The sequence below is a fragment of the Amycolatopsis alba DSM 44262 genome (assembly GCF_000384215.1).
GTDB lineage: Bacteria > Actinomycetota > Actinomycetes > Mycobacteriales > Pseudonocardiaceae > Amycolatopsis > Amycolatopsis alba.
Map to the genome: position 1 here is coordinate 5,521,398 of NZ_KB913032.1, position 15,380 is coordinate 5,536,777.

General features: G+C 69.4%; 12 protein-coding genes and 1 pseudogene. 4 read left to right on the top strand and 9 right to left on the bottom strand.

Translation table 11 applies throughout. The features are described from left to right. Positions 1-64: 64 nt before the first annotated feature. From AMYAL_RS0126200 to AMYAL_RS0126210, 3 genes are all read right to left on the bottom strand, one after another. Positions 65-859: an LmeA family phospholipid-binding protein gene (locus AMYAL_RS0126200; protein WP_020634233.1), complete on the bottom strand. Its 795-nt coding sequence runs from the start codon at positions 857-859 to the stop codon at positions 65-67. A 45-nt stretch (positions 860-904) separates the two neighbouring features. Further along, complete coding sequence (locus tag AMYAL_RS0126205) at positions 905-1,159, bottom strand: hypothetical protein (RefSeq protein ID WP_026467456.1); 255 nt, start codon at positions 1,157-1,159, stop codon at positions 905-907. A 137-nt stretch (positions 1,160-1,296) separates the two neighbouring features. Next, on the bottom strand, positions 1,297-2,337 hold the full coding sequence (locus tag AMYAL_RS0126210) for a LacI family DNA-binding transcriptional regulator (protein WP_020634235.1): 1,041 nt from the start codon (positions 2,335-2,337) through the stop codon (positions 1,297-1,299). An 82-nt stretch (positions 2,338-2,419) separates the two neighbouring features. On the opposite strand from AMYAL_RS0126210, the pseudogene AMYAL_RS50405 reads away from it, so the two are divergent. Further along, positions 2,420-2,534 (top strand): annotated as a pseudogene (locus AMYAL_RS50405) (ABC transporter ATP-binding protein); the annotation flags it as partial. An 80-nt stretch (positions 2,535-2,614) separates the two neighbouring features. Here the strand turns inward: AMYAL_RS50405 and AMYAL_RS0126220 are convergent. The 3 genes from AMYAL_RS0126220 to AMYAL_RS0126230 form a co-directional block, all read right to left on the bottom strand. Continuing rightward, the gene (locus AMYAL_RS0126220; protein WP_026467457.1) at positions 2,615-3,214 is read right to left on the bottom strand and encodes a hypothetical protein; all 600 of its coding nucleotides are present in this window, start codon (positions 3,212-3,214) and stop codon (positions 2,615-2,617) included. Positions 3,215-3,221: 7 nt separating this feature from the next. Next, positions 3,222-4,646 (bottom strand): M20/M25/M40 family metallo-hydrolase, encoded by a 1,425-nt coding sequence (locus AMYAL_RS0126225; protein WP_020634238.1) that lies wholly within the window; start codon positions 4,644-4,646, stop codon positions 3,222-3,224. A gap of 80 nt (positions 4,647-4,726) precedes the next feature. Continuing rightward, entirely contained in the window at positions 4,727-5,914 is a 1,188-nt protein-coding gene (locus AMYAL_RS0126230) for an HNH endonuclease (RefSeq protein ID WP_084702332.1), read from the bottom strand. A 128-nt stretch (positions 5,915-6,042) separates the two neighbouring features. Between AMYAL_RS0126230 and AMYAL_RS0126235 the strand changes: the two genes are divergently transcribed. Both AMYAL_RS0126235 and AMYAL_RS0126240 read left to right on the top strand, forming a co-directional pair. Continuing rightward, a complete protein-coding gene (locus tag AMYAL_RS0126235) occupies positions 6,043-6,501 on the top strand; it encodes a hypothetical protein (RefSeq protein WP_245193050.1) in 459 nt (152 codons plus the stop codon). Positions 6,502-6,615: 114 nt separating this feature from the next. Beyond that, positions 6,616-6,894 carry an FIG domain-containing protein gene (locus AMYAL_RS0126240; RefSeq protein ID WP_020634241.1) on the top strand — a complete coding sequence of 93 codons (279 nt, stop codon included), beginning with the start codon at positions 6,616-6,618 and terminating at the stop codon, positions 6,892-6,894. Between the two features lie 5 nt (positions 6,895-6,899). On the opposite strand, the gene AMYAL_RS46195 is transcribed toward AMYAL_RS0126240, so the two are convergent. The 3 genes from AMYAL_RS46195 to AMYAL_RS0126255 form a co-directional block, all read right to left on the bottom strand. Continuing rightward, the gene (locus AMYAL_RS46195) at positions 6,900-10,367 is read right to left on the bottom strand and encodes a CHAT domain-containing protein (RefSeq protein WP_020634242.1); all 3,468 of its coding nucleotides are present in this window, start codon (positions 10,365-10,367) and stop codon (positions 6,900-6,902) included. A gap of 63 nt (positions 10,368-10,430) precedes the next feature. Then, positions 10,431-12,791 carry a helix-turn-helix transcriptional regulator gene (locus tag AMYAL_RS0126250; protein WP_026467459.1) on the bottom strand — a complete coding sequence of 787 codons (2,361 nt, stop codon included), beginning with the start codon at positions 12,789-12,791 and terminating at the stop codon, positions 10,431-10,433. Continuing rightward, positions 12,788-13,933 carry an Hsp70 family protein gene (locus tag AMYAL_RS0126255; RefSeq protein ID WP_020634244.1) on the bottom strand — a complete coding sequence of 382 codons (1,146 nt, stop codon included), beginning with the start codon at positions 13,931-13,933 and terminating at the stop codon, positions 12,788-12,790. The genes AMYAL_RS0126250 and AMYAL_RS0126255 overlap by 4 nt, the downstream gene beginning before the upstream one ends. A gap of 294 nt (positions 13,934-14,227) precedes the next feature. Between AMYAL_RS0126255 and AMYAL_RS0126260 the strand changes: the two genes are divergently transcribed. After that, positions 14,228-15,376, top strand: coding sequence for an IniB N-terminal domain-containing protein (locus AMYAL_RS0126260; protein ID WP_020634245.1), 1,149 nt, complete (start codon positions 14,228-14,230; stop codon positions 15,374-15,376). The last annotated feature ends 4 nt before the right edge of the window (positions 15,377-15,380 follow it).

Below are 15,380 nucleotides of genomic sequence, written 5' to 3' on the forward strand. Positions count from 1 at the left end.
ACATGAAGTCCGTGAAGGCCTCCTTGAGGGACTCAGAGTCCCTCAAGGAGGCCTTCACGGACTGTCAACGGCCGCCGAGCCTCGGCAGGGTCAGGGTGGTCACTGCGGTCATCACCCAGCCCAGCAGATCACCGAGCGGGACGGTGGACAGTTTCTCCGGCCACTCCTCGGCCAGCGCGTGCAGGACCAGATGACCGTCATGCGCTTCGACCGCGGTGAGCCGGATCCCCGGCGGGAGCTCCGGCAGGGGCAGCACGATCGGCTTGAGGCGGGACGGCGGCCCGAACCGTCGTCGTCCGATGTGGACGGACATCGGCCGGAGCACGACGGCGTCGTCCTCCACAGTGGACTCCAGGGCCAGATGGCCCCAGCGGGGACGCTTTTCCCAGCGGATGTGAAAATGCCCGTCGTCGCCGGGGGTCACGATGATGCCCGGCCGGGCCTCCGCCACACGGGCCCGCAGGACCTCGGGCGACACCCGGATCGCCATCTTCACCTGTTCGGGGATGGCCGCCGGGGACGGGAGCGAGCGGAGACGGACGTTCGAGGCCAGCACGGTGATGCGCTCGAGCGGGGTTTCCGGCCAGTCGACGTCCTCGACGACGATGCGGACGTCACCGATCCGGCCGGTGGCGGCCAGGCTGAGACTGTCGGCCTGGTAGTCGAGCCCGGTCAGGGTGAGCCCCACGTCGTGGCCGTCCACTTTGGCGGTCAACCGCCGCCCGACCAGCTGTTCGGTCACGGTCTTCAGTACCGCGGCCGGGGTCACGGGCACATTCGGCAGCAGCGCCCGCCCGGCGGCGGCCAGGCCGAACAGCTCGGGAAGGGGGTTCAGTTCGAACCATCTGCCGTCGCTCATCCGTCCAGTGTCGCCGAACGGGACGCCGGATGCCGCCGCAGGGGGTCAGCGGGCCGCGAAACGGGCGATCACGCCCGCCAGGATCACCCAGAACGCCGCGGCCAGGCCGTAGTCGAGGATGACCGCGAGATTCGGGTCACTTACCGGGAAGAGTCCCGGCCAGAACAACGCCAGCGGTTTGGCCAGCGCCTGGATGAAGATGAAGAAACCGTTGCCCGCGTTGGCTCCCGCGAGGACCATGACCATGTACAGCAGTTCGATGAAAGCGAACACGGCGCCGATGCCGGTGATGACCCGCACGGCGGTGTTGCTCCTACTGGTGGTTCGCCATCTGGACATGCCGGAAAAGTTCCCGGATTCCGTCATGGCAAACGTTTCACCGGCCAAGTTGCGCCGATCGGCCGTACCCACGTACTCCCGGTAGGACATGGTGACGGTCAGGAATCGCCCTCACGGCGCGCGGTGCTTTCGCGCAGCACGACGTGGCCGCGGACCCGTTCGACACGGGACCGGCCGGCGCGTTCCGGTAGCATCGCCAGCTCCAGCACCCGTTCGCCGAGGTCCTCCAGCGGCAGCGCCACCGTGGTCAGCGGCGGAGTCAGGTCGCGGATCATCGGGATGTCGTCGAACCCGGCGAGCGAGACGTCGCCGGGCACGCTGACGCCGTGGTCGCGCAGTGCCGCGAGCGCGCCCGCTGCCATGACGTCGGTCGAGGCGAAGACGCAGGTGGCGCGCAGGCCGCGGCCGATGAGCCGCTGGGCGGCCTCGTAACCGCCGTCACGGGTGAAGGGCGCCTCGACGATGTCTTCGCGCTCCACGGTGACGCCCGCGTCGGCGAGAGCTTCGAGGAAGCCGCCGACGCGGTCGACGACCGTGGTGAGCAGCGGGGGACCGGACAGTACAGCGAACCGGCGGTGCCCGAGCCCGAGCATGGCCCGCGCCAGGTCCGCGGCGCCTTCCCGGTTCTCCGGCAGGACAGCGTCGGCCCGCAGACCGCGATGCCCGCTGATCACCGCGACCCGCCCACCGGTCGCGCGGTAGCGATCCAGCTCCCGGCGCAGGCCCTCCTGGCGTTCCCGGTCCTCGAAGCCGGAGCCGATCAGCAGCACCGCCCGGACACGGTGGCCGCGCATCATCGAGGTGTAGGCGACTTCGCGGTCCGGGTCGCGGAAGGTACTGCCGAGGACGACCTGGAGATCGTGGCGGCTCGCTGCGCGCATCACCCCGCGCGCGATGCCGGCGAAGTACGGGTCGCCGACGTCGTGGCAGATCACCCCGACCGTCCGGCTGGTCGAGCGGGCCAGCGCCTGAGCGTGCGCGTTGGGGGAGTAGGCCAGCCGTTCGGCCGCCCGTTCCACCCTGTCGCGCAGTGCCGGGCCGACGCTCGCGGTGCCGTTGAGCACCCTGGACGCGGTCGCGAGCGAGACCCCGGCCGCCTTCGCGACGTCGCCGAGAGTGCTCTGGGCCTGTTGGACCATTCGTGCTCCTCCGCCTTGACCCCTGTGGTCGGCGGATTCTACGGTACGCATGAAAGCGCTTTCAGAAAGCGTTTTCATGCCTGGGCGGTGCGAGAGGTTCGCGTTGTGCCGCGCGCTGCTGCACCGGCCACGGGGTGCTGTTGATGGACGAACCGTTCGGCGCGCTGGTCGCGCCCACCCGCGAGCAGATGAACGTCTGACTGCGGCGGATCTGGCGCGAAACGGGCACCACCGTCCTGTTCGGTGCCGCCACCGCGTACATCCGGCGGTTGCTCGGTTAACCGGCTGCTTGATCGAGTGGTGCACCTCGCCATTGCCAGCCGGCGCGGGAAGGCCGTCCAGGAAGGTCCGTTCGGTCCGTCGCCCACAGCAACGCCGTCCAGGGGTCGACGTCGCCTGCGTCGACCTCCGGGAACATTCTTGCGAGCACGCGCGAACAGACGCCGCGTGGCGGATCGAGGGTGACGCCGAGCCCCCTGGCCATGTCCTCACCGTGGACCAAGGCTTCGACACAGCCCATTCCGGTGAAACCCTCGATATCGGCATGGCCGCTCGGGTGATACGCGAGGACGTCCGGATCCGAGGTGCGGAGGACGGCACCCAGGATGCGGCCGCTGACCGTGACGAACTCCAGCAGTTCCCATGGCCTCGCGGTCGCCTCGGCGACGGCTTCGAAGCAGACGAAACGGGGCAGCAGCGGCTGGGCGATCAGCAGCCCCGCGTAGGAAATGAGGCAGTCGCCGAGGTGCTCGGCCGTCTGCCAGGCGTTCAGGTCGCCGGTGCCGGGCGCCACCGACCAATCGCGGTCCGCCGCCTGGCTCAGCCCGTTGGTCACACTCCTTATCGCCGCGTCGAGGTCGTCGAGAGTGACTGTCATCGTGGCATCAGCTCAAAGGTGTCGGAAACGCGACCGGACCGCGGCGGCCGTTCTTCCCGACCGCGCGGACGCCGAAGAACACATTGTCCTTCGACAGATCCACTTTAGCCTCGGTGGTGTCGCCGACCCCGATCGAGTGTGTCCAGTCGGCCTCCGTCGTCTCCCGCCACACGACCTCGTAACCGGCGAGATCCGGGTCCATTCCCCGTCGCCACACCAGATCCGTGTCGTTCGTCAGCTGGTTCGTGCGGATCCGGACGTCCTCCGCCGTACCGGGAGCGGTCGCCAGCGACCACAGCGTGGCGGCGTTCACCCGCGCGACCCTGGCGATGAACGGGAAGTCGCAGAACTCCGGCAGATCGCCGAACTGCTTGCCGTTCTCCATCCGGACGTCCTGGTGCTGGCGCGCGTAGTCCTCGTTCGGTTCGGTGAACCGCGCGGCCGGATACCCCTGCTCCAGGAACGGGATGTGGTCGCCACCCCGGAGGTAGCGGTCACGCCGGTAGATCACCCGTACGGACATGCCGGTCGCGTCGTTCTCCGCGACCGACCGAGCGAACCGGGCCAGCTGACGGGACGGCGAATCGTTCTCGCCGCCGACCGCGCGCCGGATCTCCGCCTGCGCCGGGGTTTCCGATGTCGGCACACCCTCGGCGAACAAGCGGATCGTATGCGGATCCCGTGTCCCGTCGTCCGCCCGGCTCGAGCCGACGATGTCGTTGGTGAACATCGCCTGCACGTTCGCGCCCGCCGCTTTGTACAGCGTGGCCAGGTGCCGCGCGCCGAACAGGCCCTGTTCCTCTCCCGCGACCGCGGCGAACACGATGGTCGCGGCGGGACGGCGGGTGGCCAGGACCCTGGCGAGCTCCATCGCGACGGCCACCCCGGAGGCGTCGTCGTCGGCGCCGGGCGCGTCCTTTGTCGCGTCCAGCGGATCCGAACAGCGCGAGTCGTAGTGGCCCGACACGACGTAGATCCGCTCCGGCGTGGTGGATCCGCGCAGGGTGGCGACGACGTTGGTGATCGTGGTGGCGACGGGGATCCGAGGAGGGGACGGCGGCTGCAGGTACGACTGCAACTCGACCTTCATCCGGCCGCCCGACCTTCCCGCGGATTTCAGCATCTCCGCGAAGATCCAGTCGCGGGCGGCGCCGATACCCCGGACAGGATCGGTCTGTGAGGACAACGTGTGTCGCGTTCCGAAGGCGGCGAGCCTGCGTACGGTGGCTTCGACACGGTGTTCGTCGATCTCCCGCAGGATCGCCCGCAGTTCCGCGTCGGGCCGTTGCGGTGCCACGGGTGTGCCGGGGCCTAGATCGCCCGGCTGGTCGGCGCCGGCGGGTGCCCCGGTGAGGGCGGTGGACGACAGGGCGGCCGCCGAGAGCGCCGCCGATGTGGACAGGAAAACTCGTCTGGACCTTTCCTCAGCCATTCTTTCGTTCCTACGCGTTCCGCCTTGGGGCGTCTACCCGCGAAAAGGATGAGCGCGGCAGGCGGTTTGGTGATGGTCTGTCAGGGGGAGTCCTCAGGAGTGTCGTCCTCGGGTTCCGCGCGGGGCTCGTGGAACGGTTCGGGTGCTGTCTCGTAGGTATGGCCGCTCGGCGTGGTGATGATCGTGCCGCCGTTGCCGGTGGGTTCGGCCGACCAGCCGGGTTCCTCGCGAAGCAGGTTGTGAGTCTTGCAGCGCATATGGCAGTTGTGATGGGTGGTCTTGCCGTCGCGAGCTCTGGGGATGATGTGATCGATCTCGGAGAACTCGGCCGGACAGTGGCAGCCCGGTTGGGTGCACTCGCGGTCCCTTGCCATGATCAACCGTGCCAATGAGGCCGGTGACCGGTACTTGTCGGCTCCGGCTTCGAGTAATTGGCCGGTGGCGGAGTCGGTGATCAGTCGCGACCAGGTCGAGTCGGGCTCGGTGGCGATCTCGCGGACCAGCCAATCGGGGATGGGCCCGTATCCGGCGAGTGTCGCGGGGTCCTTGCGTGCGCCGATGAGTGTCAAGAAGTCGACATAGATGTGGATATGCGCCCGCGGTTTCCCGTGGCCTTCCTCGGCGAGCAGACGTTCGGCGAAGATGTCGGCGCGGTGTTGGTCGAGGGTCCGGGATTTGTCCTTGTTTCGCCGGGCCCGCGCGGCGCGGCTCATTGAGGCATAGATGGAACTGGCGAGTTCCACGGGAAGATGGCCGGAGAGCGTGGACATGGTCTCGTCGTTGTGCTCCAACGAGATATGCCGCAGAGCGCGCTTCTTGGCGGCTCGTTCGTGATAGCCGTCGTAGTCGAATTTCTGTACGGCATAGTTCACCGAACTCCGGATCGCGCCGGGATCGCGATCGGCGAGCCGTTTGGCCAGCCAGGCGTCGACCTGTGCTGCGACCTCGTCCGACACTTCCCTGGTCAGTTGCATGACCTTGGAAGCCTTGTACAGGTCGATATCGCCACGATCCAACGCTGCCAACGTGTTCGGCAGGCGGGCGACCAGGGCGCGTGAGGTTTCGACGAGCAGGGTCGCGTGATTGCGGGTGACCGAGAAGCGCAAGGCGACCTCCTCGGTCACCGATCTTCGCGAACCACCGGCAGCGGCGAAGTCGGCTAACGCTCGTACTTGACGTCCCTGTGTCTGGCGAAGCGAAATCTCTTCGTCGAACGCGGTGTCAAGAAAGCGAGCGGCTTTCGGGTTGTAAACGAGAGTTGTGGTCATGCCCATGATCATACTCGAACGCACGTTCGAACGCGACCGAGATTGTGACTGGATTTACGCGGAGAGTGAACGGGTGCGATGACAGGTCCGTTCATCGACTTTCGGCGTTGGCGCCCGGCCCTGACTGGTTGGATGATGAGGTGAGCGACAACTATCCGAGACTGCTGGAAGACCGGGAAGTAGTGGTGGCGCGAGCCGGTGAGCGACGACAAGCACGCCTTCGGGGCTGGCTTGACGGCTACGACGGGCCACGACCGCTCTATCGGATCGAGCTGTTCCTCGATGGAGACCGGTATACGGGCACCGCCATGGACATGTTCGCATCGCTTGTCCGGCTGCGTCGCCAGCTGGAGCCCGACGGTTGGACTGTCGCCGTTCAGGGGGCTCGCCGCGACACGTTCCCGAGCGGGATGACCAGGGACATGGATGGCGGTATGCGGGCCTACGTCATGCGGCCCGGCCAGAAGTCTTCGATCGACGATCTCGTCGACACGCTGGCCGACGCCGAGCTCGAACAGATCGGGACCATCGAGGAACAACAGGCCTGGCACGCCGAATGGTGGGCAGCGAGCAAGGCGCGGCAATGATCGCGCACGCGGCCGGAAGTCGCTGTCGACGACCATGTCGCCGCCGGGAGCACGGAGAACGACACCGATCTGGGAACTCGGACTGGGCGGGCTTCATGAGGCCGGTAAGCGGAAATGAGTTCTGACGCGGAGGTGGCGATCCGTGCCACGGACGCCGCGAGCGAAGTGATCCGGCGCGCTTACGGCGGCGCGGCCGGGCGGCGGGCCGCCTACGTCACCGACGGCCACCTGCATTTCACCGGCGGCATAGCCCTGTGTCAGGCGGCGGACTGTGTGGTGACCAACCTCGCCGGGCAACCCGTGCACACCGGCGCCCAAGGACTGGTCGCGTCCTCCGGCCCCGCGACCCACCAGGAGCTGATCGACCTCGTGACACGCCACCGCCACGACTGACGCGACTATGCGCCGCTGTGGATCAAGGAGGCCCAGAGGCCGGGTCGGTCGGGGTATCTGAAGCGCAGGTCGCGCGTGACTTTGTGCAGGGCGGTCGGAGCGGCGTCGGCTGCGACGGCGTGGGAAAGGTGGCGGTAGAAGGAGGAGGCAGCGTCAGCGGCGATCTGGTCGTCGAGGGGCCAGAGACTGGCGATGACGTGGCGGAAGCCTGCCAGCTGGAAGCCCGACGCCAGGTGGAGAGACTCGTCGGCGTGGCGGAATCCGCCCAGCGCGGTGGAACAGGCGGACAGGTAGGCGAGTTCGGCCTGGACGAGGTGGAGCGCGCTGATCTCCGGGAGGGACAGGGTGCCGTCGTGGAGCCGCAGCCCACCCAGGGAAGGGGTGGTGAGGTCGGCGCGGGCGTGACAGGCGAAGTGCGCCCAGGTGGCCTCGGAGAGGGCGGCCAGGACGCGGCCGGTGGTGGCGTCTTGATCGGTGAGCGGCGGAATGGCGTGGTGGGGATGCAGCGCGGCGGCTTCGGCGGCGGTGCCCGGCAGATCGCGCTCGCCGGGGGTGTGTTCGAGGGCGACGGTGAGCTGGCTGCGGACGGTGGCAGGCCGGCGCGCACGGGCGTGGGCCAGCGCCCGCAGGGTAGGTGTGTAGGAGGACACGACCCGGTCCAACGCCCCAGGCTCGCCAGGGTGACCGGCGGCGTGCAGGGGGAACAGACCGAGCAGGCCCGTGGGCATCCACCACACCCGTGGCAGGGACTCCCCGATGTCGGTCATCTCGGATAGCGCGTCCAAGGTCGGCTGGACGACAGAGGTCCAGAGCCAGGACAGGATGTGCTGGACAACTCGCTGCTGTCGCAGGGCTCCTGCGAAATTCGAGTCGTCGTGGGTGGCCTCCACCAGTACCGCGGCGTGGGACCTCACGTCGGCGAGCACGAGCCCTGGCAGGGGAATCGACACCAGGGGAGCCCCTGCGCACGGGATGATGATCGCGTCGCTGCGACACCGGCCGGCGTTGAGCAGGACGACCGCGCCGTCTGCCGCGGCGGGGCGTAAGTCGGCCAGGCGAGGCGGCAGCAGGAATCGGTCGAAGCCGGTGCGCTGACGGATCTCCGCGAGCACCTCGTCGTGTTCGACCCACCAACGCCTCCGGTCGGCTATCTCGGCCGACGTGGTGAGCCGGTCACGGATCTGCCGGAAACGCCCGGCGAGCTCGGGCGCGGCGGAGTCGAGATCGGTGAGGTCGGTACGGGAGTCCAGCTGAGCGGCCAGCAGGATGCCTCGGCCCAGTTCGGCGGTTTCCACGGCTCCGACCGGATCGCCTGCCGCGCACTGCGCGGCCACGGCCTCCCCGACCAAGCCCATGTGCTCGCCGAGGCGGTGCTCCCGGTCGGCCCATCCGGTTTCGCGGGACGCGACCAGCGGCAACAAGGCCACGGCGGCGGTCAGTAGCTTCACAGCCTCGTCGTGCTCGCCTATCTCGTGCGCCAACGACCCCACGATATGGCCCGCCAGTGTGCGATCCACCGGGGAGGAAGTCGTGGCGCCGGAGACTTGGTGCGCCAATATGCTCAGCCGGCTCCGGCTTGGCCGCTGCCCGTACTCGTCGAACCGCGACCGGTAGGCGCCGCCGAGGGCGACCAGGCGGATGGCCCGGCTCGGGTGGTCATCGGGGGTGGCCGCGATGACCTGTTCGCCGATTTCGATGGCCCGTTCCAGATCCGACGTCGCCCCCAGGCGCTTGAACCGGTCGTGGTGGCCGGCGCCGAGATTGTGCAAGTGCTTGGCGAGGTCGGGGTGGCCCGGAGGGGTGGCCGCGACGGCTTGACGGGTCACCTCGATGGCCTGCTCCAGGTCGGACATCGTCCCCACACGGGCGAACCGGTCGCTGTAGACGGCGCCGAGCGTGGAGAGGACTTTGACCCGATCAGGGTGGTCGAGGGGAGTGGCCGCGACGACCTGTTCGCCGATTTCGATGGCCTGTTCCAGATCCGACATCGCCCCCGACCGAAGAAAGCGTCGTCGATAGCTGATGCCGAGGTCGGACAGGACGCCTGGGCGATCAGGGTGGTCGGCGGGGGTGGCCGCGACGACCTGTTCGCCGATTTCGATGGCGCGTTCCAGGTCCGACATCGCTCCCAGCCGCTCGAATCGCAGCTGGTAGCGGACACAGAGGTTGTTCAGGTACATGGTCTGGAGCGGATGGTCGCCGGGGGCGGTGTCCACGGCTTGCTGCCCGAGTTCGATGCCCTGCTCCAGGTCCGACATCGTCCCTGTGCGCTCGAACCGCAGCAGATGAGCGCTGCCGAGACTGTTCAGGAACTCACTTCGGCGGGGGTGCTCGTCCGGGGTGACACGCACGAGCTCACTGAAGATGCCGATGCCCTTCACCAGGTCCGGTGTCATCCCGACCCGCTCGAACCGCAGCAGTTGGGCGGTGGCGAGGTTGGACAGGAATCCGGCCTGGGCGGGGTCGTCGGGTGGAGTGGCGTCCACGGCCTGCTGCGCGAGATCGATGGCCTGATCCAGGTCCGGCGTCGTCCCCAGCCGCTCGAACCGCGTTTGGTGGGTAATGCCGAGGTTGGCTACCAACCCGGCCCGGTCGGGATGGTCGTGCGGGGCGACGTCGACGGCTTGCCGGCTGAGTTCGATGGCTTGATCCAGGTCCGACGTCGCCCCTGCCAGACTGAACCGGTGCAGGTGAGCGCGGCTGAGGCCGGACACGAAAGTGACGTGGTCGGGGTGGTCGTGCGGAGTGACGTCGACGGCTTGCCGTTCGAACTCGATGGCGCGATCCAGATCCGACGGCATCCCCGACCGCTCGAACCGCATCAGGTAGGCGCGACCGAGCATGAACGTGGACCCGGCCCGGTCCTCATGATCGCGGGGAACATCGTCCACAAGCTTGCTGAAGATCTTGATGGCCCGTTCCTGATCCGGCGACGCCCCCAGGTACCGGAACCGTTCTTGGTAGGCGAAGCCGAGATTCCTCAGATACTTGGCCCGGTCGGCGTGCTCGTGCGGCGTGGCAGCCACCGCGGCGGTCAGAAGGCCGACAGCGGCGGCGAAGATTTCGGGGGCGCTCGTGGCGGAGGTATCCGCCAGCAAGGCTCCGGCAAGCTCTGATCGTGCATCGGGGTCTGCGGTGGGGCCGACCACACCGCGGAGTGATTCGGGGATCGCGTCGGCGTGAAGGCTCTCCAGTCCGAAGAAAACAAGTGCCCTGGCCAACTCGGCGGTATCCCGGCCGTCAGGCGTTGCGGTGAACCGCAGGAAGTGCAGCCACCCCACCGCGTGGGCGGCCCCGGCACGCCGTTGTCTTTCGCTCGATGCCGGGTTGCCGGGATCGGCCGGTTCCGAGGCCCGTTCCAGGTCAGCGGCCTCGGCCAGGGCTGCTTCGCAGAAGATGATGTCCGCCTGCCGCGATTCCGTGTAGGCGGTGATTCGCTGCCACAGCCGTTCCAGTGACTCGTCGAACGCCATCTCGGCCCCCCGCCAGTCCGCGCTGGAGTGAGCGTAGCGGCTGCCTGGCTGATCCGCCGGGGCTCAACCCTCGCCTGCCGACAGCAACTCCCGCAGCATCGCCAGCAGCTCCCGCCGGTCCCCGGCCCCGAGTTTCCCCCGGATCCGCGCCATGTGGTGTTCCACGGTCTTCCCGGAGATGAACAGTTTGCTCCCGGCCTGCTTGTACGTCAGCCCGTCGACGACGAGCCTGGCGACCTCCAGCTCCCGTTCGCTCAACGCGCTCAACCCGGTGGCCGCGACCGGTTCCGGAGCACGCCCCTGGAACTGCCGTGCCGCTTCGAGCAGCTGGACCATCGCTTTCCGGTCCGAGGTCCGGATCGCCGCCTGACCGGCCAGCCGCGAAGCGTCCCAGCAGAGCCCGAGTTCGTGCAGTTCCGACGCGGCGGCGGTGATCGTTTCCGGGTCGAAGGTCCCGGTCAGGACGGCGAGCCAGCCGGTCGCGGCGGCGGCGAGTGCCGCCGGGTAGCGTCCGCAAGGCGCGAAAGTGTTCAGCGCGGCCAGGTGTTCCCCGGCCGAAGCGTGATCCTCGACGGTGATGGCGGCGTGCAGCTCGTGCCAGCGCAGCGTGGCCGTCCACAGTGGAGGGTTGCCGAGCGCGTCGAGTACGGTGTGCGCCCGTTCCAGCTGTCCGGCCAGTTTGGCGCTCGCGCCGCCCCGTGCGGCCGCGATCGCGAGTTCTCCCAGCGGCAGCAAGGAGTACAGGTCCGGTTGCTGTCGCATCGACGCCTGATACGCCCGGTCCCAGGATCGTTGCAGGCCGGGGAGATCGCTCGACCGTCGTGCCAGGCCCAGCTGAAGGGTGGCGGCGAAGAGTTCGTCGCGCGCTTCGAGACCGTCCGGTGGCATCAAGGCCTCGGCGGCCGTCTTGAGGTCACCCGCGGTCATCGCGACCCAGCCGTGCAGCAGCCGGTGCCGTTTCGCCAGCAGGTCGCCGCCGATCCGCCCGCCCACGGCGCGGTCCAGCACCGACTCGGCCAGCGCGAGTTCGCCGGAATGCAGGCCCACCAACGCCGCGAGGGCGGCGGGGCTGTCCGGGAGCGGCGCGGGAGCCCCCGCCGATTCCAGCATCGAAGCCGCGCCCAGCAGGGCCGACAGGGTGTCGGAGCCGCAGCCGGACACCGAGCCGGTGATCGCGCGCGCCATCCGTGAAGCGGCGCCCGCGAACAGCGTCGGGACTTCGGGGGTCTCCAGCACGCCACGGGCGGCTTCGAGGTTTCCCGTGCCCAGCAAGGCGATCGCGGCGAACGCCTTCGAGCCTGCCCGGCCGGACCATTGGTACAGCTCCGCGCTGTGCGCCAGCTCGCCGCGATGCGCCAGCACGGTCGCGGCGACCTCGGCGCCCGCGGCACGGGCGTCAGCGGCATCAGGATCGTCAGTACTGCCGAGCATTCCGTCGCCGAGCCGGAGCGCGGTGTCGAGGTCTCCGGCCAGCGCCGCGGCGTGCGCCCAGCCGACGGTGAGCGCCGCGCCGCGCCCACCGGCCTCGGACGCGGCTTCGTAGAACCGTGCCGCGAGTTTCGTGTCGTCGGGCATCGCCTCCCGCGCGGCCGCCTCGAAGGCCGCCGCCGCGCTCGCGCCCGAACTTCCCGTTCCCAGCAGGGACCGGGCGAGGTCCAGTACCGGAAGCCCGTCACGCAACTGGAGTTCCACCAGCCGCTGCAGCACCGTCAGCCGTCGCCCTGGCGAACCCCAGGCCCGGACGGCTTCGGCGGCGATCGGCAGCAGGACGTCGTCCTCGCCGAGGAGCCCGGTCGCCCTGGCGCCGTCGAAGATCTCCGGCAGGCCTTCGTGATCGCGGTTGAGCAGTGCCGCCAGGAGATCGAGATTCCGGCCTGCCCCCGCCTCCGCCGCGATCAGGTAGCGGTGCACGTCGTCGTCGAGCTGGTCCAGCTCGCCGCGGAAGTCCGCAAGCCTGCCGCTGACCGCGCGGAGCACGAGTCCCGGTACACCACCGGTTCTGACGTGGACGTCTTCGGCCGTGGCCGCGTCGCCGCCCGCGTGCTCCACGAGCCGCCGGACGTCGTCGACGCCGAACGCGCCCAAGGCCACCGACCTGCCGAAGGAATCGGCGAGCGCGCGCAGGGTCGTCGTCCGCGCCGCCGGCCGGAAGGCCAGGACGACGGGCGTGGTCGTTTCCTCCGCCAGTGTCTTGATCTTCGCGATCTCGTCGTCGCCGAGCTGGTCGGCGTCGTCGACCAGCAGCGCTTCGACCCCGGCATCCGCGTAGTGGCGTCCGAGCTGGCCGAGCAGATGGGTCTTTCCGTGCCCACCGGGGGCGACGACGGTGACCCGCACCGGGTGTTCCGGGGCGGTGGTCACCTCGTCGAGCAGGCGCCGGGCACCCGGATGGATGATGCCGGGCTTGTCGAGCAGTGCGTTCAACAGCGACCTTCGGGTGATGTTGGCGCGCCGCCGGGGGTGGGCGGCGCGCACGAGCTCGAGGTGGCGGGAGGGGCTTCGGGACCCTTGTCTGCGGTGGCTTCCCGAGTGGTCAGGGTGAGGAACAGGGTGGTCGCGGCCAGCACCACGACCGCGGCTCCGGCGACGAGGGGCTTGCGTCGGCTGAGCAGTTTCGCCGCCCCGGTGCGTTCTGGCAAGGGGAACGGGGTGATGTCCACCGGCGGCCGTTCGGGCCGCTCGGTGAGCTCTTCGAGCGCGTCCACCCTGGGCAGCAGGGTGGTTTCCACGGTCGCGACCGCGCTCGATCGCGCTCCGCCGGGTTGAGGAATGTCACGTCGCGCGGCGATGTTGGCCGCGCCGGTCGCCACCGTGAGCACCGGGTCGCTCGAAGCGAAGACGGGGCACGGCGTCCGGCCGGTCACCGGGGGCGCCTCACCGCAGAGCACGATGCCCGCCAGCGCCTGCGGCGGGATCCCGGCGCCGTGCGCGAGTTCGAAGACCTTGCCGACCGCCTCACCGGGGTCGACGCCTTCCACCGTCTTGACCGGCTGCCAGCCGTTGATGCCCGCCGCGGCGATCGTGACCACCGCGCCGTCCGGGCCGAATTCGCAGACACCGGCGGTGACATCGCCTTGCGGGGCAAGGTATGCGTGCAGTGCGGCGACGGGCGCCGGTATCAGCGCGGCGCGGGGGAATCCGGCTTCGGCCAGCGCCCGGCGCAGCAGGTCACGGCGGAACGAGCCCCAGCCGACAGGGTGTGTGAGCACGACGTGCTGCGGTTTCTCACCGAAGCGCTCGGCCGCCTGATCCACCGCGGCATCCACGAGGACCGCGCTGAGGGATTCGGCCGGGAACCGTTCGCCGCCGACGATCACGGGGACGTCGTCGCCGACCCGCTCGTGGAACCCGGTCAGCAGCCGGGCGGGCGCGGACCGGCCCGCTTCGACGGCCGCGTCCCCGGTGAGCAGGTAGCCGTCGTCGTCGAGGAACACCGCGGACGCCGCCGACGGGCCGCGCGCGCCGAGCCACGACGGCTCGGGCACGCCCCAGCCGTCGCCATGGTTCACGCAGGTGGCGGCGGTGGTGCGGGTCGAGGCGATATCGATGCCGAGGACGTAGGGCAACGAGCATCCTCCTTCGCTTGACCAGCCCCTAAGGACCAAATAGGGCCACTCACCTGAATGGCTTGACCCATCCGGGTGAGGGTTGGCATTAAACCCAACCGGATGCGTCTCGGTTAAGCCCCTAACGCCCTAACGATGTCATACCGATCCCCTATTGGCTGAGTGAGAGACGACCGGGAGTGATCCCCGATGTGCCCAGAGGCACCGGCTCACTAACTTCGGTGACCTGCGCTCAGCCGTGCCCTCCGGCCGCTGAGCCGCCCCCACCGACCTAGACCACGGGAGAGTCCTTTCATGGGTTCCGTCCAGACCCTGCACGACTTCACGCTGAACCTGCTGAACGACACCGCCGCCCGCGCGGCGTTCGCCAACGACCCGCAGCAGATCCTGGCCGACGCCGGCCTCGGTGACATCAACGCCGCCGACGTGCACGAGGTCGTCCCGCTGGTGCTCGACTTCGTCCCGGTCGGCACCGTCACCGACGCCACCGGAACCGCCGCGGCCACCGCCGACAACCTGGCGGGCTTCGGCGGCGTCACGAACGTCGTCGACGGCACCGACGGCGAGTGCGCCGACGGCGTCCAGGGCGCGATCGACCAGCTCACCGCGCTGACCGCCGGCCTGCCGGTCGCGGTCCCCGGTGTCGACGGCCTCCCCGCCCTGCCCGAGGTCCCGAGCCTGCCCGGCGCCGGTCTCCCCGGTGTCCCGGCCGTGCCGGGTCTGCCGGAGCTGGGTGGCCTGCCGGAGCTGGGCGCCCTCCCCGCCGTCCCGGCCGTGCCCGCCATCGGCGACCTGCCGGTCGACGTCCCCGGCCTGCCCGCCGTCCCGGCCGTCTCCGACGTGACCGACGTGTCGAACGCCGCCGCCGGCGTGACCGCCCTGGCGCAGAACACCGTCGGCAGCTTCGGCCTGACCGACGACCTTTCGCGAGGCCTCGACGCCGGCTCCGTCGCCCAGACCGGTGACGTCGCCACCGGCGCCGTCGACACCGCGACCGACCTGGCCCACGCCGTCCCGGCCGTGGACGCCGCCGGTCTCCCGGCCGTCGACTCGGTTCCGGCCGTCGGCGACTTGAACAGCGACCTGCCGCGGGTCGACGGTGTCGCGGGCGGTGCCCCGGACTTCCTGTCGACCGTGGGTGACCTGACCAGCGTCATCGGCCAGACGGGCGTCGCCGACGTCACCACCAAGGTGCACGACGTCGCCAACAACCTCGGCAACCACGGTGACATCGCGAACAACCTCGGCAACCACGGCGACGTGACCGGCAACGTCGCGGGCAACGTGGCCAACGAGGTCGCCAACGTCGCGAACCACGCGGGCGTCTCCGACGTCCACGACGTGGTCTCCGAGGTCGGCAACAACATCGGCCACAACATCGGCAACGTCGGCGACATCCACGTCGGCGACATCGGCTCGGGCAACGACATCCACATCGGCTGAGCTG

Bases quoted from the DNA above. Each gene is read 5' to 3' on its own strand.
- AMYAL_RS0126200 (WP_020634233.1), bottom strand. From the start codon at position 859: ATGAGCGACGGCAGATGGTTCGAACTGAACCCCCTTCCCGAGCTGTTC.
- AMYAL_RS0126210 (WP_020634235.1), bottom strand. From the start codon at position 2,337: ATGGTCCAACAGGCCCAGAGCACTCTCGGCGACGTCGCGAAGGCGGCC.
- AMYAL_RS0126220 (WP_026467457.1), bottom strand. From the start codon at position 3,214: ATGACAGTCACTCTCGACGACCTCGACGCGGCGATAAGGAGTGTGACC.
- AMYAL_RS0126225 (WP_020634238.1), bottom strand. From the start codon at position 4,646: ATGGCTGAGGAAAGGTCCAGACGAGTTTTCCTGTCCACATCGGCGGCG.
- AMYAL_RS0126230 (WP_084702332.1), bottom strand. From the start codon at position 5,914: ATGACCACAACTCTCGTTTACAACCCGAAAGCCGCTCGCTTTCTTGAC.
- AMYAL_RS0126240 (WP_020634241.1), top strand. From the start codon at position 6,616: ATGAGTTCTGACGCGGAGGTGGCGATCCGTGCCACGGACGCCGCGAGC.
- AMYAL_RS46195 (WP_020634242.1), bottom strand. From the start codon at position 10,367: ATGGCGTTCGACGAGTCACTGGAACGGCTGTGGCAGCGAATCACCGCC.
- AMYAL_RS0126260 (WP_020634245.1), top strand. From the start codon at position 14,228: ATGGGTTCCGTCCAGACCCTGCACGACTTCACGCTGAACCTGCTGAAC.